Annotated in this window: 20 protein-coding genes; 14 read left to right on the top strand and 6 right to left on the bottom strand. The window is 39.6% G+C overall.

Going from position 1 to position 25,955, the window contains the following annotated elements; genetic code table 11:
• The first annotated feature begins 172 nt into the window (after positions 1 to 172).
• Positions 173 to 595 (top strand): metallothiol transferase FosB, encoded by a 423-nt coding sequence (gene fosB, locus NST21_RS02615; RefSeq protein WP_201183522.1) that lies wholly within the window; start codon positions 173 to 175, stop codon positions 593 to 595.
• Positions 596 to 665: 70 nt separating this feature from the next.
• Here the strand turns inward: fosB and NST21_RS02620 are convergent, their stop codons facing one another.
• Positions 666 to 1,226: a nitroreductase family protein gene (locus NST21_RS02620; protein ID WP_340887566.1), complete on the bottom strand. Its 561-nt coding sequence runs from the start codon at positions 1,224 to 1,226 to the stop codon at positions 666 to 668.
• Between the two features lie 454 nt (positions 1,227 to 1,680).
• Here NST21_RS02620 and NST21_RS02625 point away from each other — a divergent pair, with 454 nt between their 5' ends.
• The 9 genes from NST21_RS02625 to NST21_RS02665 all read left to right on the top strand — a co-directional run bounded on the left by NST21_RS02625 (position 1,681) and on the right by NST21_RS02665 (position 14,489).
• Positions 1,681 to 3,429: an ABC transporter ATP-binding protein gene (locus tag NST21_RS02625; protein ID WP_340887568.1), complete on the top strand. Its 1,749-nt coding sequence runs from the start codon at positions 1,681 to 1,683 to the stop codon at positions 3,427 to 3,429.
• On the top strand, positions 3,404 to 5,194 hold the full coding sequence (locus NST21_RS02630) for an ABC transporter ATP-binding protein (RefSeq protein ID WP_340887569.1): 1,791 nt from the start codon (positions 3,404 to 3,406) through the stop codon (positions 5,192 to 5,194). Before NST21_RS02625 ends, NST21_RS02630 begins: the two co-directional genes overlap by 26 nt.
• A gap of 623 nt (positions 5,195 to 5,817) precedes the next feature.
• Entirely contained in the window at positions 5,818 to 7,869 is a 2,052-nt protein-coding gene (locus tag NST21_RS02635; protein WP_340887570.1) for a carbon starvation CstA family protein, read from the top strand.
• Positions 7,870 to 7,882: 13 nt separating this feature from the next.
• The gene (locus tag NST21_RS02640) at positions 7,883 to 8,086 is read left to right on the top strand and encodes a YbdD/YjiX family protein (RefSeq protein WP_056522596.1); all 204 of its coding nucleotides are present in this window, start codon (positions 7,883 to 7,885) and stop codon (positions 8,084 to 8,086) included.
• Positions 8,087 to 8,387: 301 nt separating this feature from the next.
• The gene (locus NST21_RS02645) at positions 8,388 to 9,602 is read left to right on the top strand and encodes an ammonium transporter (RefSeq protein WP_340887571.1); all 1,215 of its coding nucleotides are present in this window, start codon (positions 8,388 to 8,390) and stop codon (positions 9,600 to 9,602) included.
• 15 nt (positions 9,603 to 9,617) lie between these two features.
• Positions 9,618 to 9,980, top strand: a complete 363-nt coding sequence (locus NST21_RS02650) for a P-II family nitrogen regulator (protein WP_340887574.1) — start codon at positions 9,618 to 9,620, stop codon at positions 9,978 to 9,980.
• A gap of 607 nt (positions 9,981 to 10,587) precedes the next feature.
• Positions 10,588 to 11,238 (top strand): LytTR family DNA-binding domain-containing protein, encoded by a 651-nt coding sequence (locus NST21_RS02655; protein WP_056522587.1) that lies wholly within the window; start codon positions 10,588 to 10,590, stop codon positions 11,236 to 11,238.
• Positions 11,239 to 11,368: 130 nt separating this feature from the next.
• Positions 11,369 to 12,895, top strand: a complete 1,527-nt coding sequence (locus tag NST21_RS02660; protein WP_053344317.1) for an acetyl-CoA hydrolase/transferase family protein — start codon at positions 11,369 to 11,371, stop codon at positions 12,893 to 12,895.
• 487 nt (positions 12,896 to 13,382) lie between these two features.
• Positions 13,383 to 14,489, top strand: a complete 1,107-nt coding sequence (locus NST21_RS02665; protein WP_053344318.1) for an AI-2E family transporter — start codon at positions 13,383 to 13,385, stop codon at positions 14,487 to 14,489.
• Positions 14,490 to 14,571: 82 nt separating this feature from the next.
• Here the strand turns inward: NST21_RS02665 and NST21_RS02670 are convergent, their stop codons facing one another.
• The 3 genes from NST21_RS02670 to NST21_RS02680 all read right to left on the bottom strand — a co-directional run bounded on the left by NST21_RS02670 (position 14,572) and on the right by NST21_RS02680 (position 18,674).
• On the bottom strand, positions 14,572 to 15,990 hold the full coding sequence (locus tag NST21_RS02670) for an NAD-dependent succinate-semialdehyde dehydrogenase (RefSeq protein ID WP_053344319.1): 1,419 nt from the start codon (positions 15,988 to 15,990) through the stop codon (positions 14,572 to 14,574).
• 263 nt (positions 15,991 to 16,253) lie between these two features.
• Positions 16,254 to 17,522 (bottom strand): dicarboxylate/amino acid:cation symporter, encoded by a 1,269-nt coding sequence (locus NST21_RS02675; RefSeq protein WP_056522582.1) that lies wholly within the window; start codon positions 17,520 to 17,522, stop codon positions 16,254 to 16,256.
• A gap of 231 nt (positions 17,523 to 17,753) precedes the next feature.
• Entirely contained in the window at positions 17,754 to 18,674 is a 921-nt protein-coding gene (locus tag NST21_RS02680) for a ketopantoate reductase family protein (RefSeq protein WP_340887579.1), read from the bottom strand.
• A 274-nt stretch (positions 18,675 to 18,948) separates the two neighbouring features.
• On the opposite strand from NST21_RS02680, the gene treP reads away from it, so the two are divergent.
• The 3 genes from treP to treR are packed head-to-tail and all read left to right on the top strand — an operon-like array spanning position 18,949 to position 22,850.
• Positions 18,949 to 20,409, top strand: coding sequence for a PTS system trehalose-specific EIIBC component (gene treP, locus NST21_RS02685; protein WP_340887580.1), 1,461 nt, complete (start codon positions 18,949 to 18,951; stop codon positions 20,407 to 20,409).
• A 24-nt stretch (positions 20,410 to 20,433) separates the two neighbouring features.
• Complete coding sequence (gene treC, locus NST21_RS02690; RefSeq protein ID WP_340887581.1) at positions 20,434 to 22,119, top strand: alpha,alpha-phosphotrehalase; 1,686 nt, start codon at positions 20,434 to 20,436, stop codon at positions 22,117 to 22,119.
• 20 nt (positions 22,120 to 22,139) lie between these two features.
• Positions 22,140 to 22,850 (top strand): trehalose operon repressor, encoded by a 711-nt coding sequence (gene treR, locus NST21_RS02695; protein WP_340887582.1) that lies wholly within the window; start codon positions 22,140 to 22,142, stop codon positions 22,848 to 22,850.
• 159 nt (positions 22,851 to 23,009) lie between these two features.
• On the opposite strand, the gene NST21_RS02700 is transcribed toward treR, so the two are convergent.
• Positions 23,010 to 23,570 (bottom strand): 3D domain-containing protein, encoded by a 561-nt coding sequence (locus tag NST21_RS02700; RefSeq protein WP_056522566.1) that lies wholly within the window; start codon positions 23,568 to 23,570, stop codon positions 23,010 to 23,012.
• A gap of 513 nt (positions 23,571 to 24,083) precedes the next feature.
• A complete protein-coding gene (locus NST21_RS02705) occupies positions 24,084 to 25,148 on the bottom strand; it encodes a M20 family metallopeptidase (RefSeq protein WP_340887584.1) in 1,065 nt (354 codons plus the stop codon).
• A gap of 163 nt (positions 25,149 to 25,311) precedes the next feature.
• Here NST21_RS02705 and NST21_RS02710 point away from each other — a divergent pair, with 163 nt between their 5' ends.
• The gene (locus NST21_RS02710; protein ID WP_340887586.1) at positions 25,312 to 25,815 is read left to right on the top strand and encodes a general stress protein; all 504 of its coding nucleotides are present in this window, start codon (positions 25,312 to 25,314) and stop codon (positions 25,813 to 25,815) included.
• The last annotated feature ends 140 nt before the right edge of the window (positions 25,816 to 25,955 follow it).

A 25,955-nucleotide genomic window follows, 5' to 3' on the forward strand; every position in this document is an offset into this window, starting at 1 on the left:
CAAAAATCTCGCCAAGATATTTACGGTCCCATCTTACTGACTACAAAATGGCTTAGAATGAAGGTTTATAGGAATAATGAAGAATTCAACTTGAAAATTAAAGTGCCGGTTATTATATAATAGTTTTTTTTGTGGCAAATGATTATTTTCTACAGGAAGGGAGAGGAAGTTTATCAATATTAAAGGGTTGAATCACTTTTTATTTTCAGTTTCTGATTTAGATAAATCTACTGAATTTTACGAAGCTGTATTTGGAGCGAAGTTGCTAGTTAAGGGAAATTCCACGGCCTACCTCGATTTGAATGGTATGTGGATCGCTCTTAATTTAGAAAAGGATATATCAAGAAATGAAATAAAAGATTCATATACACATGTGGCGTTTTCAATTGATGAAAAAGACTTTGATGAAATCTATGAGAAGCTGGAAAGCTTACAGGTGAATATTCTTACAGGCAGGGAGAGAAATGAGCGAGATAAAAGGTCTATTTATTTTACTGATTTAGATGGTCATAAGTTCGAATTCCATACGGGAACACTACAGGAAAGGCTGGATTATTATAAGCAGGAAAAGTCTCATATGAAGTTTTATTTATAAAACCTATTAGACATCTATAATAAAGAAAAGGAAAGCCTCCAAATTGAAGATTGGAGGCTTTCCTTTTTAGTTAGTTCATAACTGTTAGGAGTTGTTCAATCGATTTCCGTGGACGTGGGGTGGGAATCATATCGGGGTAGCCAACGTGCAGACTACCGACGATTTTTTCACCAGGATTTACGCCTAAAGCTTCACGGAACTCTGTGCTGTGAATCATGCCGTATGTTTCCCAAATCATTCCGATTCCTTGTTCCCAGGCAAGCAGGCTGAAGTTCTGAATCAGGGCACTTGTAGCTGCATAATCTTCTTCGCGAGTCATCGGATTTGGATTTTCGTCCATTACAACCGCGACAAACATTGGAACATCTTTTAGTTTAGTATATCCGCGCTGTCCAGCTTCTTTTTTCTTTTCCGGATCCTTTTCCTTGCCTGCCATAAAAGCACGGGTTGCTTCAGCCAGTTTTAAACGGCTATCACCCTGCACGACGATGAAGCGCCACGGCTGGGTCATTTTGTGATTAGGTGCCCATGTCGAAGTTTCCAATAAGGATTGAATGGTATCAAGGGGAACAGGAATGTCCTTAAATCGCTTAATACTGCGCCGTTCTTTAATGATTTGTTCAAGTTTCATGTTCATCCTGCTCCTTTTATCTATATATGTACGTTTATTAGTTTTCAAAAAAAATAATCCCCGGCTGCCTAATATGCTTTCAACGTGAATAAAATGACTTGAATAAAGAGGGGGCAATATTCTAGTGACTTGCATTCGCTACTAAGCATATAATTTTTACTAGGCACAGAGAAGCCGGGGCGACATTGTATCTATGTACAATATCAAAAGGGTACGATAATAGATTATCGTATTTACTTATCAAATTTCAGAGATCGATAATGAAATTGAAAATCATTATCAATTAGAATTTTCTCTTATTTCCTGTTATTTGTCAAGCGTATTTCTAAAAAAAATTTCAAGTTATTTACCAATCCTATTAATTATTTCAAAATCTTTTTTAAATTCTGTATAAAAATGTATAATGAAAAGATAAAAATGCTATCTACATATGAAGAATTGAAGGGTGTCATAGATGAAAAAACTGTTCTCATTTCTAAAGCCATACCGACTCTTAATTACTCTCGCTTTATTTTTAATGATTGTTGAGCTCGGTGTTGAACTGTTACAACCGCTATTTATTGCAAAAATAATTGATGATGGTATTTTACAGAAAGATCTATCAGTAGTGATTAAGTGGGGAAGCATTATGGTGGGACTTTCTATTTTTTCATTTCTTGGAGGAATCGTTAATTCGTTTACAGCATCTCATGTGAGTCAGAGTTTTGGCCATGATGTCAGGAAAAGCCTTTTTGGAAAAATTCAGGCGTTTTCTTTTGCTAATTTGAATAACATTCCGACCTCATCTTTGATTACAAGGATGACGAATGACGTGACTCAGCTTCAAAATACGGTTTTCATGGGTCTGCGTATCATGGCAAGAGCTCCATTAATTGTACTTGGTGGCGCGATCATGGCGATTACGGTCAATTTGAAACTGTCTCTTGTGTTAGTCATTTCGATTCCCATTCTTGTGTTTTTTCTAGGGTGGGTTATGAAACGGGCGACTAAACTATTTAAACTCGTCCAGAAAAAGCTCGATAATGTTAATAGCGTCATGCGGGAAAATCTGATAGGCATGCGCTTAATTAAAGCTTTTCTTCGTAAGGAGCATGAAATCAAGCGATTTGACGAGGCGAATGACGAGTTGAAAAGAAAGACTGTAACTTCCCTTCGTTTAATTGAAACAACGATGCCGGTGCTGATGCTGGTTATGAATTTGGCCATCCTGGTCATTCTTTGGCTTGGAAGCGAATTTATTGCAACAGGAGATATACAGGTCGGGGAAGTGGTGGCGATTGTTAACTATGCAACGAGGATTGCGGCATCACTTTCAGTTTTTTCGTGGCTGATCATGGTCATTTCACGAGCAAAGGCTTCAGCTGAACGCGTGACTGAAATATTTGAAACCCCCATAGATCTAGATGAAGGTAAGATGGAAAGTCAGAGTGGGGCCGTTAAAGCAGGAAGCATCGAGTATCAGGATGTATCATTCCGTTATCCTGGAAGTGGTACACCGGTATTGAAAAATTTGAGCTTCACTGTTGAAGCGGGAGAATCGCTTGCTATTATCGGAGCGACAGGCTCAGGGAAAACCTCCTTATTTCAGCTAATTCCAAGATTGTACGAAGTTGAAAGCGGATCCATTTTTATAGACAGCCAAGATGTGAAAAATATTCCCTTGGATTCCCTTAGAAAAAGGATTGGCTATGTACCGCAAGAAGCCTTGCTTTTTTCAGGATCCATAAAGAATAACATTGCTTGGGGGAAAGAAAACGCCACGATGGAAGAGCTTATGACAGCAGCCGAGCATGCTCAGGTTCACGAGACCGTGATGAAACTGCCAAAACAATATGAAACGCAGTTAGGGCAAAAAGGAGTGAATCTGTCAGGTGGGCAAAAACAGCGGTTATCGATTGCGAGGGCATTGGTGCGTAGACCGAAGATTCTTCTGCTGGATGACAGTACAAGTGCCCTGGATTTAAAAACAGAAAGTAAACTGCTTAAAGCTTTAAAGTCCTATACATGTACGACACTTATCATTACACAAAAAATTAGTACAGCCATGGAGGCAGATAAAATTTTATTGCTTGAAAATGGTGAAATGCTTGCGGAAGGAAAACATGAAGAGTTGATTAAAACAAGTACTCTTTATCGAAAAATCGTTCACTCACAGTTTGGGGAGGAGGGGATTTCACTTGAGTCGAAAAATATCTCCCGCTAATGCAAAGTCAAAACCATCCAACTCATGGAATACGATAAAACGAATAATCCCCTATTTAGCAACGAATAAAGGTCTGCTATTCTATGTCCTGCTTATGGTACTAATAAGCTCGGTATTGGGATTACTCGGACCCTTTCTTGTTGGGATGGCCATAGACGATTATATTGTCACCAAAGATAGCGGAGGGCTAATAAACCTGTTGTTCGGGCTTCTCGCGGTCTATATTTTCTATTCACTTTCGATGTGGTTGCAGAATTATTGGATGATCGGGATTGCACAGGATACGGTGTATGTGATGCGCAATCAATTGTTTAAAAAGCTTCATCAGTTGTCGATCCCCTTTTTTGACCGCCGTCAGCATGGGGAATTGATGAGTCGGGTAACGAATGATATTGAAAATGTCAGTTCTACTTTGAATAGTTCTGTGATTCAGGTTTTTTCAAGTTTACTGACATTGGTAGGAACAATCGGAGTGATGCTGTATTTGAGCCCATTGCTAACGCTTCTTACTCTCTTTATCGTTCCGCTTATGTTCTTCGGGTTGAGATGGATCACAAACCGGACAGGAAAGCTTTTTAAAGAACAGCAGAAAAATCTTGGCGAACTGAACGGGTTTATCGAGGAGACAATTTCCGGACAGCGGATCGTGAAGGCTTTTTCACAGGAAGATAAAGTTATCAGCGATTTTATTACCCGGAGTGAAAACTTAAAGAAAGCTGGGTTTTTATCGCAATCTTATTCAGGGCTGATTCCAAAGCTAATGAATTTACTGAACAACTTAAGCTTTACGGTAATTGCTGCTGTCGGTGGATTTTTGGCACTGAGTGGCGTTGGTACGGTTTCCATCGGGGTCATTGTCATTTTCACCGAGTACTCAAGGCAATTCACCCGGCCATTAAATGACCTAGCTAACCAATTTAATACGCTGCTTTCGGCTGTTGCTGGTGCTGAGCGTGTATTTGCCATTCTTGATGAAAAAGAAGAGGAAATGGATGAGAAACAGGCCGGTGAACTTCGGAATGTCTGTGGTGAGGTGGACTTTGAAGGTGTTTCCTTTTCATATAATGAAGAAGATCAAACAATACATGATGTCAGTTTTCATGCTGAAAAAGGAGAAACCATCGCTCTTGTGGGGCCTACGGGGGCAGGTAAAACGACAATCATTAATTTGCTTGCCCGTTTTTATGAACCAAACAGTGGTCGGATTTTGATCGACGGCCAGGATATCCGGCAGGTCACGAGAGCCAGCCTCCGTAAGCATATGGGATTTGTTTTACAGGATTCTTTTTTATTTCAGGGGACCATTCTTGAAAATATCCGCTACGGACGATTAGAGGCGGGGGATGAAGACGTTGTGGATGCAGCCAAGCTTGCAAATGCCCATTCCTTTATCATGAAGCTTCCAGATCAATATGATACCATTTTGAATCAGGATGGCAGTGGAATCAGTCAGGGGCAGCGCCAGCTTCTATCGATTGCAAGAGCGATTTTAGCAGATCCCGTTCTATTAATCTTAGATGAAGCGACAAGCAGTATAGATACGATTACCGAACTGAAAATCCAGGAAGCGTTACACCGATTGATGGAGGGAAGAACGAGTTTTGTCATTGCTCATCGATTGAATACGATTCAGCAAAGTGATCAAATTCTGGTACTTGATGAAGGAAGAATCATTGAAAAAGGTTCTCATAATGAGCTTTTGCAGCAGCGAGGATTTTATTCCGAACTTTATCGCAGCTCATTAAAGGAAAATCAGACCGGATGAAAAAAATGTGTGCCGCTGGGCGCACATTTTTACGTTGGTACTGTAAAGTCAAAAGCCTATCCCTAGGAATTGCATTCGATTTCATTTAATGATGCAATTGCTTCGTCTAAAAAAGCAAGGAGCTCTGCCTTTACCGGGTACAAGCCTGCGGAAGAAGAGTCAGTCTCCGATTAACGCACATCCCAGAATTTCTCTTCTAGTTCTTTGTTTCCCCCGAAAATCAACTCAGACAAATGTAAGTCTTCAGCAATCAGCCTTCCTTCCTCTGAATCAGCAGGAATGCCTTTGTTCATGGTTAATTCAATGCGTTTGATGAGGTTAATCCATTGCTTCGCTTGGATACATAAAGATTAGTTAACGGAATAGTTGTGGTATTGACGGCCATTTCGTGAAGTGCCTACAAATCAGGAAGAAAGACGGTATATTCCATAAAAGTGGTTATAAATCCATTACAAATTGACTAATTGACTATTGCTAAGAAACCTTTTAATGACATATAATTCTGAATATATACAAAATTCTTTAAATTCGTTTGGTTAAGGGGGAAGTATGGAATCGTATTGCCATATGAAATGAAGACTTTTTATAGTAATTAATAATTTTAATAGATAGGAGATGAAAAAATGAAAACGCTTAAATCAGTCATTCTTTGGGGGATTATATCGGCGGTTGGTGCAGTAAGTTTTGGTTTCGTTGCTTTAAACCGAGGAGAAAGTATTAATGCCATGTGGATAGTCACTGCAGCTCTCTGTGTATATTCGGTTGCGTATCGCTTTTATAGTAAATTTATCGCACAGAAAGTGTTTGAGCTAGATGACAATCGTCAGACTCCATCAGAAGCAAATAATGATGGAAAAGACTACGTCCCTACAAATAAATGGGTGTTGTTTGGTCACCATTTTGCAGCAATTGCTGGAGCTGGTCCGCTTGTAGGACCGATCCTTGCTGCACAGATGGGATATTTGCCGGGAACACTTTGGCTTGTAGTTGGAGTTGTTTTAGCCGGAGCGGTACAAGATTTTATTATACTCTTCGGTTCGATGCGCCGTAACGGCAAATCGCTTGGTGAGATGATTAAAGAGGAAATTGGACCTATTACAGGTTTGATTGCAATGGTGGGTATTCTTGGTATCATGATTATATTATTAGCGGTACTCGCCCTTGTAGTCGTAAAAGCCTTGGTTGGCAGTCCTTGGGGGATGTTTACAATCGCTTCAACCATCCCGATTGCAGTCCTTATGGGCGTCTACATGAGATATATCCGGCCTGGTCGGGTTGGTGAAGGTTCAATTATTGGTATTATCTTATTGATGCTTGCTTTATATTTCGGTCGATTTGTATCCGAAAGCGCGACATTGGCGCCAATGTTTACGTTCAGTGGTGAAACAATCGCAATCATGTTGATCGTATACGGATTTGTTGCTTCTGTTCTGCCAGTATGGATGCTATTGGCACCACGTGATTATTTAAGTACATTCTTGAAAATCGGAACGATCATCGGGCTTGCGCTTGGTATCTTTATCGTCATGCCAAGCCTTGAAATGCCTGCTGTCACTCAGTTTATTGATGGAACAGGACCTGTTTTCTCAGGGAATCTATTCCCGTTCTTGTTCATCACGATTGCTTGTGGAGCAGTGTCGGGATTCCATGCTCTTGTTTCTTCCGGTACAACGCCTAAAATGATTGAACGTGAATCTCATTCGCGTCCAATAGGATACGGAGCTATGCTGACTGAATCCTTTGTTGCCATCATGGCGATGATAGCAGCCTGCGTACTGACACCAGGGATTTACTTTGCGATTAATAGCCCAGGTGCAGTTGTTGGAACGGAGCCAGCTCAGGTAGCAGCGACGATTTCCGATTGGGGATTCATTTTGACACCAGAGATGATTACTGGTCTGGCAGATGATGTCGGAGAAGAAACGATCTTATCCCGTACTGGAGGAGCACCAACCTTTGCAATTGGAATGGCTCATATCTTCTCAAAGGTGGTTGGTGGCGCTTCAATGATGGCTTTCTGGTATCATTTCGCGATCCTGTTTGAGGCATTGTTCATCTTAACGACCATTGATGCTGGAACAAGGGTAGGACGTTTTATGATTCAAGATATTCTAGGAACCTTTTATAAGCCATTTGCACAGACGAGTAAATGGCTGCCAAACATCATTGCGACGGCTATTTGTGTTCTTGGTTGGGGTTACTTCCTTTATCAAGGAGTTATAGATCCTCTTGGTGGAATAAATACACTTTGGCCGTTGTTTGGAATTGCAAATCAGATGCTTGCAGCCATTGCATTGCTGCTTGGTACAACTGTCCTTTTCAAAATGGGCAAAAAATCGTACACATGGGTTACGCTTGTACCGACTGTATTCTTATTGATTGTAACCATGACGGCAGGCTGGCAAAAGCTATTCCATGAAAACCCGGCGATTGGCTTTTTGGCGCATAAGGACAAATTTAAAGCCGCCTATGATAAAGGGGAGGTTCTTGCCCCGGCAGCTAACTTAGCCGAAATGAAACGAGTTATCATCAACGATTATGTGGATGCAGCCCTTTGTGCCATCTTCATGATTGTTGTCATCACTGTCCTGATTTCAGCCATAAGATTATGGATCAAGGTCTTGAAAAATCAAAAAATAGATTTACATGAATCACCTTATGTATCAAGGTCATAAGGGAGGGAAGACAATGTTGAAAAGAATAGCAAAGATTCTTAGCTTCAGAAAGCAGTTTGTAAGTTTGCTTGTCGGCGTACCTAGTTATGAAACTTATGTAGACCATATGAAGGTCCACCATCCCAAAGATCCAGTAAAAACTAGGAAAGAATTTTTCTGTGAAGCGCAGGATGAACGGTATAATGCTAAAGGTGGTAAAGTGTCTCGTTGCTGTTAACTAATTATATTTTTGAAGGGCCCTCGATTTGAGGGCCCTTTTTTTGGTTCGTTTTTTAGCGTGGGAAATAAGTAGGGATGGATTATAAGAACATTAGACTAAAAAAATTTCTTTTGGAATGGTATTAAGGCAAAATTCTTTAGATTTACGGTTATTTATTCAAACTAATGTTATAAAATCTAACACTATTTTTATAAAATATAAAAATAAAGTTGAATTATTAGAAAATTAAGTATATGATAAAAAAAATAACATATTGATGTTAAATAACATAACATATATATAAAAAGGGGGAAACAAAATGCAAATGGCAGATTCGGTTTTTATGTTTTTGGCAACAATGATGGTTTGGCTAATGACACCAGGGATTGCCTTATTTTATGGTGGGATGGTAAAAAGTAAAAACGTCCTGAATACGGCAATGCATAGTTATATGCCACTGGCCGTCATTTCTATTCTTTGGGTACTAGTTGGATATTCATTATCATTTTCACCAGGAAATGCACTCCTTGGCGGTCTGGATTGGGTTGGTTTAAAAGATGTAGGCTTCGAACCAGGTCCATACAGCGAAACAATTCCTCATAGTTTATTCATGTTATTCCAAATGACTTTTGCTGTATTAACCGTTTCAATCATTGCAGGAGGTATTGCAGAGCGGATGAAGTTTTCAGCATTCTTAATTTTTACAATTCTTTGGTCTCTATTCGTATACGCTCCTGTTGCTCACTGGGTATGGGGAGGCGGCTGGTTAGCTGAACTCGGTACTCTTGATTTTGCTGGTGGTAACGTTGTTCATATTTCTTCCGGGGTTGCAGGTCTGGTTTTAGCGATCATGTTAGGTAAAAGGAAAGAATCAAGTAACAGTGCACCACATAATCTTCCATTAACATTCCTTGGCGGATCATTAATATGGTTCGGTTGGTACGGCTTCAATGTCGGAAGCGCACTGACAATTAATGCGGTAGCAATGAATGTATTCGTGAATACAGCTGTTGCAGCAGCTGCAGGTATCCTTGGTTGGTTAATTGTTGAGTATATGGCGAATAAAAAAGCCACATTGCTAGGTGCAGTATCTGGAGCGATTTCTGGGTTAGTTGCCATTACACCAGCGTGTGGATTCGTAACACCAGCATCTTCCATCATTATCGGTGTCGTTGGTGGAGCAGTATGCTTCTGGGGTGTATTCTTCCTGAAAAATAAACTAGGATACGACGATGCCTTAGATGCTTTCGGTTTACATGGCATCGGTGGAACTTGGGGTGGAATCGCGACAGGATTATTTGCTACTACTTCCGTAAACGAAGGTGGAGCTAATGGTTTATTCTACGGAGATTTCAACTTGCTTTGGAAGCAGATTATAGCCATCGTTGCAACGTATATATTCGTGGCCGTGGTCACTTATATCATTGCAAAAGTAATAAATCTTTTCGTTCCATTGCGTGTCAGTGAAGAAGATGAGTCAATGGGGCTTGATCTTACACTTCACGGCGAAAAAGCCTATCACGAATCAATTTGAATGGAGGTTGATCATATGTCTGAGGTTTTAACAAAAATTGAAATCATTACACGTCCTATTAAGTTTGAACAATTTAAAACAGAGCTTGCAAAAATTGGGGTAAGCGGAATAACTGTATCGGAAGTAAAAGGAACGGGACTTCAGAAAAGTTATGTGGAAACGTATCGCGGTCGAAATCGGGAAATGTCGTTACATGATCGGATGAAAATCGAGATTGTTGTTTGTGAAGTTCCAGTTCAGGATGTTGTGGATGTAACAAGGAAATTTTTGAGCACCGGGAAACCTGGTGACGGCAAAATCTTCATTTATGAATTAGCGAATGTCGTGAATATCCGAACAGGAAAAGAAGGACATGATGCTTTAAAAAACGAGAACTAGAAGGATTAATTAATCCAACATTATGTGCCGAATTCAGCAGATTAGAGAAAGGAGCTAAATATGGGGAGACTGGTCCGAATTGTTAATGCAAAAAAACAAAAGATTGTTAATACACTCATATCAGAGAATGTATATCAACCTGCTGACCGACCCTTTTTATTAGAATTACCATTGAAAAATTTAGAAGAAATTTTATCACTTCGAATAAAATCCTCGTTTCAAAATCAGAGTTATAAAAAATAACATTTTGCAGCCGTTTCTTCTATATAAAGGAGAACGGCTTTTTTATGCTTTTACTGCATTTCATCGGCAATTGATTTTAAAAGTTTATAGCTTGGAAGTGATTTTTATTATATAAGAGAACTTTTTTTTATCTCCCATAGAAATCGATGAGTATTCCTACTATAATGAATATGGACAAAAATTTAAATCCAATTTATTTGCTTTTTTTGACGTTTTTAGCTTAGTTAATTCAATTTTTCTTTATTTTGCGAAAAATAACTTCAAAAAAATTGTAAGTCTTCCATAAATAATGAAGTAGGTTCGAGAATGCCCTTTTTATAGTGAGGGGAATTTATAAATATGTTCTTTTATGAGGTGAGGGGAAATGGATCAATTTACGGTCGAGTCCGTTTTAAATATCATCAGGGAATTTGTTCCGCAGGATGCTTCAATCTCTGTGGCTGACTCGGAAAAATACATTTATTACCAACCAAGCAAGCAAGTTGACTTAGGAATTAAACCAGGAGATTTAATAAGTGAAAAAACAGCTACTTATAAAGCGTTGAGTGTCCGAAAAAAAATTGGTGTACAAGTTGAAAGTAATGTATTTGGCGTACCTTATTATGGTTTGAGCGTACCAATAATGGACGAGGGTAATCCGTTAGGGGCAGTAACAGCCATTTTGCCGTCAAAGCAGTTAATATTACCGACTTCATTTTTAACAATCAAAACGGATGACCACTGGATACCACTTCCATATGACGAAATTATGTATTTAGAAGCGCAAAATAGGAAAACTAAAATTCAGTCCGAACGCGTGAATGGATTTCATAAAATGAACTTAAGTGAATTAGAGTTTATTTTACCGAATGATTTGTTCATTAGGGTTCATCGTTCGTACATCGTCAATATTAATTATATTCAGGAGATTCTTCCTGATTTTCACTCTACATTTTTACTGATAATGAAGGATCAGTCTAAAATCCAAGTTAGTCAAACATATGCAAGTCAATTCAGAAGAGCTCTAGGATTTTAGTGTTTCTCCTTTGTGTGATAAAAATGCTGGTTTGTGCTCTATTTAAGGCTTTTCATTCGAAAACGAATGTGACAATTACACGGGCTTGATAAAATTAAGTGTAAGAAAAGCGAAAATGGGGGTCTTTTGTATGAACGAAAGCGTTTTCAAAAAAATTCGCAACGAACAATTTAAGGGGAAAGTTGTTACAGCGGAAGAAGCAGCTTCTTGGATTAAAGATGGGATGAAACTTGGTATGAGTGGATTCACTCGTGCTGGTGATGCTAAAGTTATCCCGATGGCTCTAGTTGAAAGAGCTAAAACTGAAAAATTTAAAGTTGACGTTTATACTGGTGCTTCATTAGGGCCAGAAGTCGACCAACATATGGCGGAAGCTGGTATCATTAACAAACGCTTACCGTTCCAAGCAGATAAAGGCATTCGTAATAAAATAAATGCTGATGAAGTCACTTATGTGGATCAGCATTTATCTCATACAGCTGAACAAGTTCGTCAAGGCATTGTCGGACCTATCGATTTTGCAATCATCGAAGCATTGGCTATTACAGAAGAAGGATTAATCATCCCAACAACTTCTGTAGGTAACTCAGCCATCTTCGTTCAAGAAGCTAAAAATGTAATTATTGAATTAAACGTGTCTCATCCAGAAGGATTAGAAGGCATGCATGATATTTATACACCCGCTAAACAAGGTGAGCGCCAACCAATTCCAATGACTAGCGCAAGCGATCGTCTTGGATCAATTGGTATTCCGGTTGACCCTGAAAAAGTTAGAGGGATTGTGGTTTCTACAGATCTTGATGCACCTTCTACAATCGTGCCACCAGACGAAGAAACAGCAACAATTGCCAATCACCTTATTAACTTCCTTCGTGAAGAAATCAAGGCTGGCCGTTTAACTGAAAACCTTGCTCCGCTTCAATCTGGTGTAGGTTCAGTAGCAAACGCAGTATTCGCTGGTTTCCTTGACTCTGAATTTAAAGATTTAGAAGTGTATTCTGAAGTTTTACAAGATGCAGTATTCGATTTAATTGATGCTGGAAAAGTAAAATTTGCTTCAGGTTGCTCGATTACATTAGCTGAAGAAAAAGGAAAACAAGTTTACGGTGAGCTTGATAAATACCGTGATAAACTCGTTCTTCGTCCACAAGAAATATCTAACCATCCTGAAATCATCCGTCGTCTTGGTTTGATTTCAATCAATACTGCGTTAGAGTGCGATATTTATGGAAACGTAAATTCTACACATGTTTCTGGTACAAGAATGATGAATGGTATCGGTGGATCAGGAGACTTTGCTCGTAACTCACGCCTAGGTATTTTTGTAACGAAATCATATGCTAAAGGCGGCAAAATTTCTAGTATCGTTCCTTTCGTTTCTCACGTGGACCACACTGAGCACGATGTGGATGTATTAGTGACAGAGCAAGGTATTGCTGATTTACGTGGTCTAGCACCAAAAGAACGCGTAGAATTAATCATCGAAAACTGTGCACACCCGGATTACCGTCCGCAACTTCGTGCATACTTTACTGAAGCAGTTGCTCAAACTGGTGGACATCAAACTCCACATATTCTTGAAAAAGCATTCTCTTGGCATACAAACCTTGCTAAAAACGGTACAATGCTTGAAGCTGCTCTTCAAGATCAAAAATAAGATGTATGACCACTCCGCTATTATAGCGGGGTTTTTTTAGGGGTTCAGCACATAGCGCTGAGCCTCTTTTTATGTGTATTTACTGTAGCATGTCATTGGATAGTGATTCTAAGAGTCATTCCTTTCTCCACTAAAGCCTGGTTTCTATTATCGATGTTGGGATGCTTGCTCTGGCCCTACAGTAAAAATTGCTGATCGAATTCAAATGACCTGTTTTCATTGTATATTTTCTTTTTGTATTATTTGCAATATATTAACTGGTTTTTAGATTTTAATAAATAATAAATCATGCTTAAGTATCCAAAAGAGCGGGAATTGTATCATAAGGTTTTTTTAGATTATTTTTGTATATAATTATACGTTCAGGTTATAGAAGTATGGTAAACTGCTAACAATGAAGGATTATCATACATAGAATTTTACATTATATATGTCGTTTCCTTAGAAATAGGGAGTTATATAGAATGGTTATATTGGAGGAGATAATTTGTTCAAGACAAAACTGCATTTTTGGACGTTAGAGTTATTATTATTGTCTTTACTTTTTTATGTTGGTACAAAGATTTCTTTTCTTTTTGAGCCAATTGTGATTTTTACCTCAACTTTGTTCTTTCCAATCTTGATTTCAGGTTTCCTCTTCTTTTTGTTCAATCCAACTGTTGACTTTTTAGTTAAAAGGAGAATGCCAAGGGGATTGGCGATTTTATTGCTTTACGTATTTTTCCTTGGATTGATTAGTTTGTTGGTCGGCCTAGTGGGCCCATCACTTTCTAGACAGGTCACAGATTTAGTCAATAACCTCCCGGATTATTTCAATCAAGTAAGAAAGTTCATTGAAGATTCAGCTGAGTCAAAATGGTTTTTGTGGACTGTGGAACAAGATTATGTCCCTTTGCAAGAAGTAGGAGATTCGCTTCAAAAATATTTGACGAATTTACCGAGTAATATAACGAATAGTTTGTCTTCGGTTTTCAGTGTAGTAACGAATATTACGTTAGTAGTCGTGACGGTTCCTTTCATCCTATTTTATATGCTGAAAGATGGGGATAAGCTTCCAAGTTCCATCATGAAATTCGTACCCGTTCGTTACAGAAAACCAGCTTTAACGGTACTTAAGGAAACGGGAGAGACGCTTGCTACTTATATTCAAGGACAGATGCTAGTTTGCATGTTTGTCGGAATTGGAACGTTCATTGGATATTTAATCATTGGTTTGCCTTACGCGTTCTTATTTGGACTGATTGGTGCGGTAACCAATATCATTCCATATGTAGGTCCGTTTATCGGAGCGGCTCCTGCGGTCATTGTGGCGTTGATTCATTCACCGACCGAAGCGTTATTGGTCATTCTTGTTGTAACGATTATTCAGCAATTGGATGGTAATGTTATTTCGCCGTTAGTCATCGGGAAGAAATTGAACACACATCCGCTAACCATCATTATCCTTTTACTCGTTGCCGGAAACCTTGCCGGTATCATCGGTATGATTTTGGCCGTTCCGACTTATTCCGTTGTTAAAACGATTGTATTGAATATCGTAAAGTTCATCAGGATCCGGAAAGAGGAAAAGCTTGAAGAAGATATATTAGAATGAAGAATGGGACCAACTCAAAAGAGTTGGTCCCGTTTTTCTTTTTAAGAAGGTTCCTCAAAGGTATCAAGGGCACCTGAACATATTACAAACCTAAAGAAATATATTTTACTTCTAAGAATTCTTCAATGCCCTGATGTCCACCTTCGCGGCCGAGTCCACTTTGCTTGAAGCCACCAAATGGAGCCTGTGGTACGGAAGGAAGTCCGTCATTTAAGCCGACAATTCCGAATTCTAGCGCTTCAGTGGCTTTGATGCCTTTGGTGATATTTTCGGTAAACACGTATGCAGCCAAGCCGAAAATGGAGTCATTTGCACGCCTAATAGCTTCTTCATCCGTCTTAAAGGAGGCGATTGGAGCTAATGGACCGAATGTTTCTTCTTTCATACAGAGCATGCTGTCATCGATGTTGGAAAGAATTGTTGGCTCTAGGAAAAGCCCGCCGATTGATTTTCCACCAGCTTCGAGTTTAGCTCCGCTACTGATTGCTTCATCGATTTGTTTTTGAACCTTATCCACCGCATCTTGGTCAATAAGTGGACCAATGTCGACGCCTTCTTCTAGCCCGTTGCCTACTTTAAGTTCGTTGACTTTAGCCACAAGCTTTTCGATAAAGGTTTCTTGAATGGATTCGTGAACATAAATACGGTTTGAACAGACACATGTTTGTCCAGCATTACGGAATTTAGAACTGATAATGCCATCGACTGCTTTATTAATATCAGCATCTTCAAAGACGATGGCAGGCGCGTGTCCGCCAAGTTCAAGTGAGACTTTTTTTACTGTATCGGCGGAGCCCCTCATTAAGGTTTTACCGACTTCTGTTGAACCGGTGAATGTCAATTTACGGACACGTGTATCTTTAAGCCAGGTTTCACCGATTTCTGATGATTTCCCTGTCACGACATTGATGACGCCTTTTGGAATACCAGCCTCTTCAGCTAATTCTGCCATTTTTAAAGCTGTAATAGGAGTCAGGTTGGCCGGCTTAATGACGACCGTACAGCCGACAGCAAGGGCAGGTGCCACTTTTCTTGTAATCATTGCTGCTGGGAAGTTCCATGGTGTAATGACGGCTACCACTCCGACTGGCTGTTTAGTCACAAAAAGTCGCTTATTAGACACGGAAGCAGGAATTGTTTCACCGTACACTCGTTTTCCTTCTTCGGCAAACCAAGATAAAAATCCATTAGCATAGGTCATTTCCCCAAGAGCCTCTTTTAAGGGTTTACCTTGTTCCTCTGTCATGATTCTAGCTAATTCTTCTTTATTATCTTCGATTAATCGATGCCATTTCCAAATTAAATCGGCACGTTCATAGACTGAGAGAGCTGCCCAACCTGTAAAGGCCTCATAAGCAGCATCGGCAGCCTTGGCCGCTTCAGCTGCACCACCTTTAGGTACGGTGGCAACGACTTCATCCGTTGCCGGGTTTTTCACTTCAATTTTATCCAGTCCAAAATCTGACCACTCACCGTTAATAAATAATCCGTAATCCTTCATGATAAAACCTCCTATTTTGGTTAAATCCATCAAACTACTTAAAAATCTTTTACCTTTATACCAATACCTGTTATATAAAATTATAAACACTTTTTGGAGATTCTGAAATTTATTTGATTGGCTATTTTTTAGAGCCATTGTATTAAAGTGAAGAAAAGGGAGAAGACATGGGGAAATAGGATAAAAATCGGGAAGGTTTTTAAAATAATAGATTATCAAAAAAAAGAGGTGCAAGTTGCGCACCTCTTTTTTAATAGTTTATTTTATTTTTCCGAGGAGACGGCTACTTCACCGACATTGTCGGAGAGAGCTTGATTTGGATTGAATTCGCCTTCTGATTTAGAGATGACTACAGTCGCAACACTGTTACCGATAAGATTAGTGATGGCACGTGCTTCGGACATGAAGCGGTCAACCCCTAATAGAAGAGCCATACCTTCAACTGGAATCATCGGGAATGCGGCTAATGTTGCAGCAAGTGTAATGAAACCAGATCCTGTTACACCGGCAGCGCCTTTAGATGTTAACATCAAGATTCCTAGAAGGGTTAATTCCTGCCAGATGCTTAAATCGATACCATAGGCTTGAGCGATGAAAATCGCTGCCATGGATAAGTAAATGGATGTGCCATCAAGGTTAAAAGAATAACCAGTTGGGACGACCAAACCGACTACGGATTTTGAGCAACCGTATTTTTCTAGTTTTTTCATTACGCTTGGAAGAGCGGATTCCGATGAAGATGTTCCTAATACCAATAAGATCTCTTCTTTTAAATAGGCAATGAATTTGAAAATATTAAAGCCATAGATTTTTGCGATTGTACCAAGGATAAGAATAATGAATAGAGCCATCGTGATGTATACGCTACCCATTAATTGTCCAAGAGAACTTAGAGAACTAAGACCGAACTTACCGATTGTGTAAGCCATTGCCCCAAACGCTGCCAATGGAGATACTTTCATAATCATACCAACGATGCCGAAGAAAATATCAGCAATATGCTGAAGGAAAGAGACGACAGGTTGTACTTTTGGTCCCATCGCAGCCATTGATAATCCGAATAATACGGCAAAGAATAAAATAGGGAGCAAGTCGCCACCAGCCATCGCAGCAACTGCATTATCTGGAATGATGTTAGAAATGAAGGCAACTGCACCATGTTCCGTTTCGGAAGCGGCTGTTGTATATTGTGATACATCTCCGCCTTCGACTGAATCAATGTTGAAACCTTTACCAGGTCCTAACAGATTAACTACGATAATTCCGATAGCAAGGGCGAAGGTGGTAACGATTTCAAAATATAGCAGGGCCTTTCCGCCGATACGGCCAACCTTCTTCATATCGCCCATGCCGCCAATTCCGATTACGACCGTTAAGAAGATGATTGGTGCAATGACCATTTTAATCATTTTAATAAATAAATCAGCTAATATCTTCAGCTGTTCACCGAAAGTAGGGAAGAAGAAACCGACTGTAATACCTAGAATAATACCGATGATGACCTGAACGGTTAGATTTTTTAATATTTTCAAGGTGCATTCTCCTTTGTTATATGATAGCGCTTTCTTAACTTAACTTTAGTGTAACAGAAGGAAGAGTCAGAATATTCTTTTGGTGATATTGTTCTTTTTGTTCTTTTTGGTCTTGATGATAGTTTAGTAGCTGAAGGGAAAGAAGGAATTTGAAGTAATATTGAATTCATTAAGGATCTACTCTGAAAAGCCGCAAAAAAAGTACCGGTGTAGCACCGGTACTTGAGAAAATCAATTTTCAAACGGTTTTATGAGTCCATAAAGGGTTTCAATAACGGGAAGTTTTAAATTGACCTTTTCAGCTAGACGCAGTGCACCACCTTGTAAATGTTCTACTTCAAGGGTTTGGCCTTTTCGAAGGTCTTGATGCATGGAAGAGGTTGATTCGTCCGGTAAACCTGCCATGTTTTCTAGTGCCTGAGCAACATTCTGTTCTGTTATTCCGACGTTATAAGCATTTGCAAGTTTCTTCATTTCAATAAGGACATGTTCTAGTAACCTATTAGTTTCCGGGAATCTCCGTATTGTGCCAATAGGGAGGTTGGAAGCGGTTGTTACACCGGAGAAAGCGGTAATGAACATATATTTAATCCACATCCTGATTAAAATGTTTTCTGTTCTGCTTGCCCCCATGATAGCTGAACTGACTGCCTGTTCAAATTCGTCGCAAATCTTTGTTTGTGAGGGATGAAGCGGGCCAAAGATTAAATCGTGATTCTTATTGGAGTGAATTACATGGCCCTTTTCGTTTAGGGTAGCGATAATGAAGGCGCTTCCCCCTATGACGGCTGCTTCACTTAGTTCGTCTTGCAAAATGGAGATATGTTCTATTCCATTCAAAAGCGGAAGGATCTTCGCGCCTTTTTCAACAAGAAGCTTCAAGTCAGGGATGGTCCCCTGCAAGTGCTGGCCTTTTACGGCAAGAATCACTAGATCAACTTGTTCTATTTTCTTTACATCTTCTATGATATGTAGCTCGTTAAAATCATAGTTTCCATGAGGACTAGTTATTCTTAGGCCATTTTCTTTCAATTGTTGGGCACGTTTTTTTCGGACAAGGTATTGAACATGCTGTCCGGCCTGTTGTAACCTTCCGCCAAAGTAGGAACCTAGTGCACCAGCCCCAATAATGACAATATTCAAAGTGCGCACCTCTCTTTTAATTAGGATGTCCTAATCATAACATCGACTGAATTTTCAGTAAATGTTATGTGGAATAATAAGGTTGTATTCTTAAACTATGTATTTACGAACACAGCCAAAACAAAAGCGATGTAGTTTAAATATCGGAGGCTGATGAAAAAAAGAAAGCGATTCCATTTTTTTCTTGACTAACTTGTATATACAAGTTAGTCTATCAATAACAAACATGTATATACAATTTTAGGGAAGAGACGAACAATAAATGTTAAGGGGAGGGATTGTTATGGCAAAGGAATACAGTCAGATAGTGGAAGGAATCGTCAAAGGAGTAGGAGGAAAAGAGAATATCCAGTCTGCAACGCATTGTGTTACAAGGCTTCGGTTTGCATTGAAAGATGAAACGAAAGTGGATAAGGAGGAACTCGATAAAATCGATGTGGTGAAGGGGGCCTTTTCCGCTAATGGTCAATTTCAGGTCGTGATCGGGCAGGGGACGGTAAACAAGGTATATGCGGAAATGGTCGAAGCCACCGGAATTGGGACTGCTACGAAGGAAGAAACGAAATCAGTTGCTGAAAGTAATTTAAATCCACTTCAAAGGGCGGTTAAGGCGTTAGCTGATATCTTTATCCCAATCCTTCCTGCAATCGTGACGGCTGGTTTATTATTGGGAATCAATAATATCCTGACTGGGACAGGTATCTTTTTTGAAAAAAAATCCCTTGTCCAAGTCTATACCCAGTGGAGTGATTTTGCCGATATCATTAACCTAATAGCCAACACGGCCTTCACATTCCTCCCGGCACTTGTCGGTTGGTCAGCCGTGAAGCGATTTGGTGGTAATCCATTGCTTGGAATTATTTTAGGATTGATGCTGGTTCATCCAAGCTTATTAAATGCTTGGGATTATCCAAAAGCAAAGGCAGCTGGCGATATTGGTATGTGGAATTTATTTGGCCTTCAGATTGAAAAAGTAGGCTACCAAGGTCAGGTGCTCCCTATTTTAGTAGCTTCCTATGTACTGGCGAAAATCGAAGTGTTTTTGAATAAACGGATTGCCGATTCCTTTCAATTGCTGGTAGTCGCACCGATATCATTACTAATCACTGGTTTTCTAGCCTTCATCGTCATCGGACCAGTGACTTTTACGATTGGAAACTGGATCACTTCCTTATTCGTTGGAATATTCGACATGGCGCCTGTTATAGGAGGGCTGCTATATGGTGCATTATATGCTCCGCTGGTTATTACTGGGATGCATCATACCTTCCTAGCGGTTGACTTTCAGCTCATCGGTTCGATTGGAAGTACCTTCCTGTGGCCGATTCTTGCACTTTCGAATATTGCCCAAGGTGCATCGGCACTTGCCATGATGTTTCTGGCGAAAAATGATGAAAAACTGCGAGGACTGTCGCTGACGTCATCGATCTCAGCATTTCTTGGTGTAACTGAACCAGCTATGTTCGGGGTAAATCTGCGTTATCGTTTTCCGTTTTATTCAGCAATGATCGGTTCGGCACTTGGTGCTGTCTATATTATGCTAAATGCTGTCACATCACCCTCTATCGGTGTTGGCGGAATACCGGCAATTTTCTCGATTTTTCCAAATAAATGGATTTCATTTAGCGTCGGCATGGTCATAGCAATTATCGTGCCCTTTTTTCTTACTTTTTTCCTGGGGAAATCAAAAAAATATACTCTAAATAGTAAAAAGATTACAAGAATTGAAGACCATAGCGTCTAAGTTTAATAAAAGAAAGGACGTGACATGATGAAGGAATGGTGGAGAAAAGCGACTGTTTATCAAATCTATCCGAAGAGCTTTAATGATACGACCGGAAATGGCATCGGTGATATTAAGGGAATTATTGAAAAGCTTGCCTATTTAAACGAGCTCGGAGTGGATGTTATCTGGCTTACACCGATTTATAAATCACCTCAAAAAGATAATGGCTATGATATTAGTGATTATTATTCAATTGATGAAGAATATGGATCGATGAGGGATTTTGAAGACCTGGTAGCTGCAGCTAATGAACACGGAATTAGAATCATCATGGATCTTGTCGTAAATCACACCTCGACTGAGCATGAATGGTTTAAACGAGCATTAGAAAGTGATGATTCTCGATTCCGCGATTTTTATATTTGGAGGGATCCGATAGACGGTCATGAACCGAACAATTGGCTTTCTAAGTTTGGCGGATCAGCCTGGAAGCTGGATGAAAAATCAGGTGAGTATTATTTGCATCTTTTTGATGAAACTCAGGCTGATTTAAATTGGGAAAACCCTCAGGTTAGGCAGGAAATTTATAAACTGATGCATTATTGGTTTGAAAAAGGGATCGATGGCTTTCGGCTTGATGTAATCAATCTCATTTCTAAGAATCAGCAATTCCCCAATGACGACGGTACACTTGCACCTGGAGACGGCAGAAAATTTTATACGGATGGGCCGCGCGTACATGAATTTTTGCATGAGATGAACCAAAGTGTACTTTCCAATTATGACAGCATGACGGTCGGGGAGATGTCTTCGACGACGATTGAGGATTGTATCTCCTATTCGTCTCCTGAGCGGAATGAACTGAGTATGACGTTTAACTTCCATCACTTAAAAGTGGATTACCCAAACGGAGAAAAATGGGCGGTTGGCGAATTTGATTTTCTATCTCTTAAGCAGATTCTTTCAAAGTGGCAGATGGAGATGCATCAGGGTGGGGGTTGGAATGCACTATTTTGGTCCAATCATGATCAACCCCGAATTGTCTCACGCTATGGAGATGATGCGTTATATCATCAAGAATCGGCGAAAATGTTGGCAACAACGATTCATATGATGCAGGGGACACCATTCATTTATCAGGGCGAAGAGTTTGGGATGACAAATCCGAATTTTGACAGAATCGAGCAGTACCGGGATGTAGAAACATTGAATTATTTTCGAATTATGAAGAAGCAGGGGATGTCAGAGCAGGAGATTTATTGTATATTACAGCATAAGTCACGAGACAACTCGAGAACGCCTGTACAGTGGAATGAATTGAAGGAGGCGGGTTTTACGAAAGGGACCCCATGGATTCCAGTGGCAGAAAACTATCGGGATGTTAATGCAGCACAAGCATTGAATGATCAGGATTCAATTTTCTACCATTACCAGAAACTAATCCAGCTTCGCAAAGAATATGAAATAATAACGAGCGGTGATTATAAAATAATTCAGTCAGAACATCCTGAGTTATTTATCTATGTCCGTAGCTACCGAGACGAACAGCTTCTTGTGGTTAATAATTTTTATGCAAAAGATACAAAATTAATTCTGCCTGCGGAACTTCTGAATAATGAATCTGAGACTATACTCATCGGAAATTATTCTCAGTCATTGCCTCTATGTCGCAAAATGGAAATTCGACCTTATGAATCCGTCGTTTATCATTTGAAAAAGAAATGGTAAAATACTTTGGGTGATAATTAATGAAAAATAAATTTATGAAGATATATGAAAATATTTCAAAACAAATACTTGATGGACGTCTAATCGCGGGGGATATGCTTCCGTCTGAAAATGAATTGGCTGAAAGTCATTCTGCGTCAAGGGAAACGATTAGGAAGGCGCTGAAGATGCTGTCGGAAGATGGGTACATTCACAAAGTTCAGGGTAAAGGATCAATTGTTCTGGAAATGAAGCGACTTGACTTCCCCGTTTCCGGACTTGTCAGCTTCAAGGAGTTAACCCAAAAAATGGGCGAGAGGGCGAAAACATATGTTGAAACCTTCGAGAAGATTAATCCGAGTCCTGCCTTGCAGGAAGCATTAAAGCAAACAGAAGATGAACTAGTATGGAAAGTCATCCGTGTTCGTGAAATTGATGGAGAACGAATTATCCTTGATAAAGATTTCCTTGCAGAGAAGTATGTCCCTCTTCTGACCATGGACATTTGCCGGAAATCCATTTATGAATATTTGGAAGACGATTTGGGTCTTTCAATTGGCTTTGCCAAAAAAGAAATCACGATTGAGGAGCCAACAAAGGAAGATCGGAAACTACTCGACCTTGAAGGTTTTCACAGCATAGTCGTTGTCAAAAGTCACGTTTACCTTGATAATGCTAGTTTATTTCAATTCACCGAATCCCGTCATCGCCCTGATAAATTTCGATTCGTCGATTTCGCAAGAAGAAAATGAGAACATTACAAGAAGGTGCCTCATGCGTAGGCGCCTTTTTTGGTCTCCTTAGGCATTACCAATATTATTCAGCTAAATATAAAGAAACCTATAGTTTAGTAGATAGTAGAGCATGAAAAAACAAAAAAACAGCCTGAAATCTATCAGGCTGTTTTTTTGTTATTTATAGATTTTTACTTTAACGGTTTTTCTGCCCCAATTGATAGCTTTTGAGTGAGAAGAGTAGAAGACGTCAATTTTATTCCCTTTGATTGCGCCGCCTTTATCTGCCGCAATGGCATCCCCGTATCCTTCTACATGAACTTTTGTTCCTAGTGGAATGACCTTAGGGTCGACTGAGATCGCTTTTGCGTTAGGGTTTTTCTTTAAGTTAAGACCCGATGCTGTAATACCGCTGCAACCTTTGCAGTTCGCAGTGTAAGCTGTAGCCTTCACGGTAATCGTTTTATATTTCTTGGATGATGACGTTTTAGCTTTAGCCTTAGGTTTAGCAGAGGTCGAAGTCTTCTTGACCTTTAAAACTTGTTTTGGATGGATGTTATCTTTTTTTAGGTTGTTCCAACTTTTGAGTTGATTGACTGTTATATTATGTTTATTGGCGATACTCCATAGTGAGTCGCCGCTTTTAACTTTGTATGTAGTAGTAGCAGCCGATGAAACTCCGGAAAAACTAAATACCAGGAAGAAAGCAGTGAAAATTGGAAGTAGTATTTTTTTCAAATGAATAGTCTCCTTTGTTTTAAATCGTAGACTTAGAATAACAGTTATATATGACAATAATGTTTCGCTGGAATAGTAATTGTGTTACAAAAGCGTTTCTGCTGATAAACAATTGTAATATAAACTGGGTAAAAAGAACTAATCATTTAAATGTTCCAATATTATGTATTTTGTCAATATAATAGATTTTTTGTTTAATACCCTTGATATAATGGCATAATTTGTTTAAAAAAATAAAATATGGTTGTGTTTTTTTAGGTTTAAAGGCCTGTATTTTTTGTAAAAAAGCAACACATAAAGAGTTGAATTCTTCTTTCTTTTTAGTGGATAGCGTCATCAATTCTTATTCACTTGTGAAATGAAGTTCGTAGTTTTTGAGGTTTTCTATTATTTGCGGGATATTCAATGATTTCACTATCATCTCTTCATCTAGTAAAAAAAGTTTTTCGTTGTAATAATAGACGCACGAAAAAGCCGACAGCTAAGGAATGTCGGCTTGTAACATGTAATAAATTAAGATAAAACGAATTCAGAAGCAAAATCGACGAGCATTTGTTGATAAACAGCAACAGATTCGAGACTTACACATTCCCTGTCGCCATGCCAGTTCTCACCTTTTGGGCCAAACTCAATGGCCGGGATATCATATGCCGCAAAAAAGACAGTATCAGCGGAGCCATGCTGCCCAAAAATGATAGCTTCCTGATTGGTGTTCTTTTCAATAATTGGACGAAGAAGAGTGATGAATGGGTCATTCTCTTCGGTTTTTACAGGCTTGCTGTACATATTTAGATAGATATTATTTCCTGTCACACTTTCAATCTGTGCAATAATCTCTTCCATGGTTTGGGTAGGGAGATAACGGATATCAAGACTGAGTAAGCAGGCATCCGGTACCTTATTATAGACATCTCCACCTTTTATTTTAGCCAAATTAAGTGAGGGGGATGTGTAAAGTGGAGAATTTTCCCGAGTAAAGGGAAGTTCTTTAATTTTTTGATAGAGATCATACGCCTTTTCAATAGCATTCACTCCTTCCCATGGCCGGCTTCCATGTGCGGATTTACCTGATACTTCAATATCCAGACGAAGGGCTCCCTTGGCCTGCAGGCCGATCCCTAACTGCGTCGGCTCTGCACAGATTACAAAGTCCCCTCTATAACCATGCTTCGCTAAATATCCAGAACAGTTCAAACCGCCAATTTCTTCATCTGATACGATTTGGAGCTGGATTTTCAAACCTAAGTCTCTATCTTTTAGTTCTGAAAATGCACACATCATGCCTGCAATCCCCGCTTTCATATCAGCTGCCCCACGTCCATATAATTTCCCTTCATGAATCTCAGGGAAAAATTGATCCGGCGTCCCGCTGACAACATCGACATGGCCATTCCAAATCACGGTTTTTTCTCCACTGCCAATTTCGCTTACAAGCATTTTGTACCCGTTATTTACTATTACATTCACGGTAAGTCCATGCTTGTTAAGCCATTCCGCACAGTATTCAACTGCTTCGTTGGCTCCTTCTTTTGATGAACTGTCAATAGATACTAAATCTTTAAGTAACTCGATGAGCAAATAGAAAACCTCCTAAAAATATGCATACTATAATTATATATACCCTTATTAAGAAAGGGTTAAATCAAAAATATTTTCCTATTAAAAAACGTTTATTCTTTTCATTTCTCAGGGTATGTAAAGGGGGAGCGACAATTTACATTCTTTAAGGAGGATGATAGATATGGATAAACGTATAATTGGTGTATATGAAACTGGAGAAGAGGCCATTAAGGCAGTTGAGGCTTTGCAAGCTCAAGGATATAATCGTGTAGATATTTCAGTCGTAGCGAAAGATAAAGAAGAATTAAGGACAGTGAATGAAGAAACGGGTACAAAAGTTGAAGGAGGGCTTGCTGCTGGTGCAGCGACCGGAGGCATCTTGGGCGGTGCAGCTGGTTTATTAGCAGGAGTAGGAGCGTTAGCGATTCCTGGAATTGGACCTGTATTAGCGGCTGGACCACTCGCTGCTACATTGGCTGGTGCAGCCGTGGGAGCTGGTACAGGCGGCCTGGCCGGCACATTAATTGGTCTAGGTATACCTGAGGAAGAGGCAAATCGATATGAAACAGATGTGAAGAATGGCAAGCTACTTGTGTTAGTTGATACAGATGCGAGAAAAGCCCATTCTTCCTACTCAGGTATTACAGAAACGGATGAAACGCTTACTAAAAGTAGACCGCTTTAATAGATTTGGATAAAAAGGGACGGATCCTTAGGGTCCGTCCCTTTTTTGTTAGAAATGTCGACACCGAGCACACCGATCAATTTATCTCCATCATAAACGGCTTTGGCTGCGGTAATGACAAGTGTGTTCGTTGCTCCTTA

Origin of the sequence: Peribacillus sp. FSL K6-1552 (assembly GCF_038005205.1) — a bacterium.
GTDB classification, from domain to species: Bacteria; Bacillota; Bacilli; order Bacillales; family DSM-1321; genus Peribacillus; species Peribacillus butanolivorans.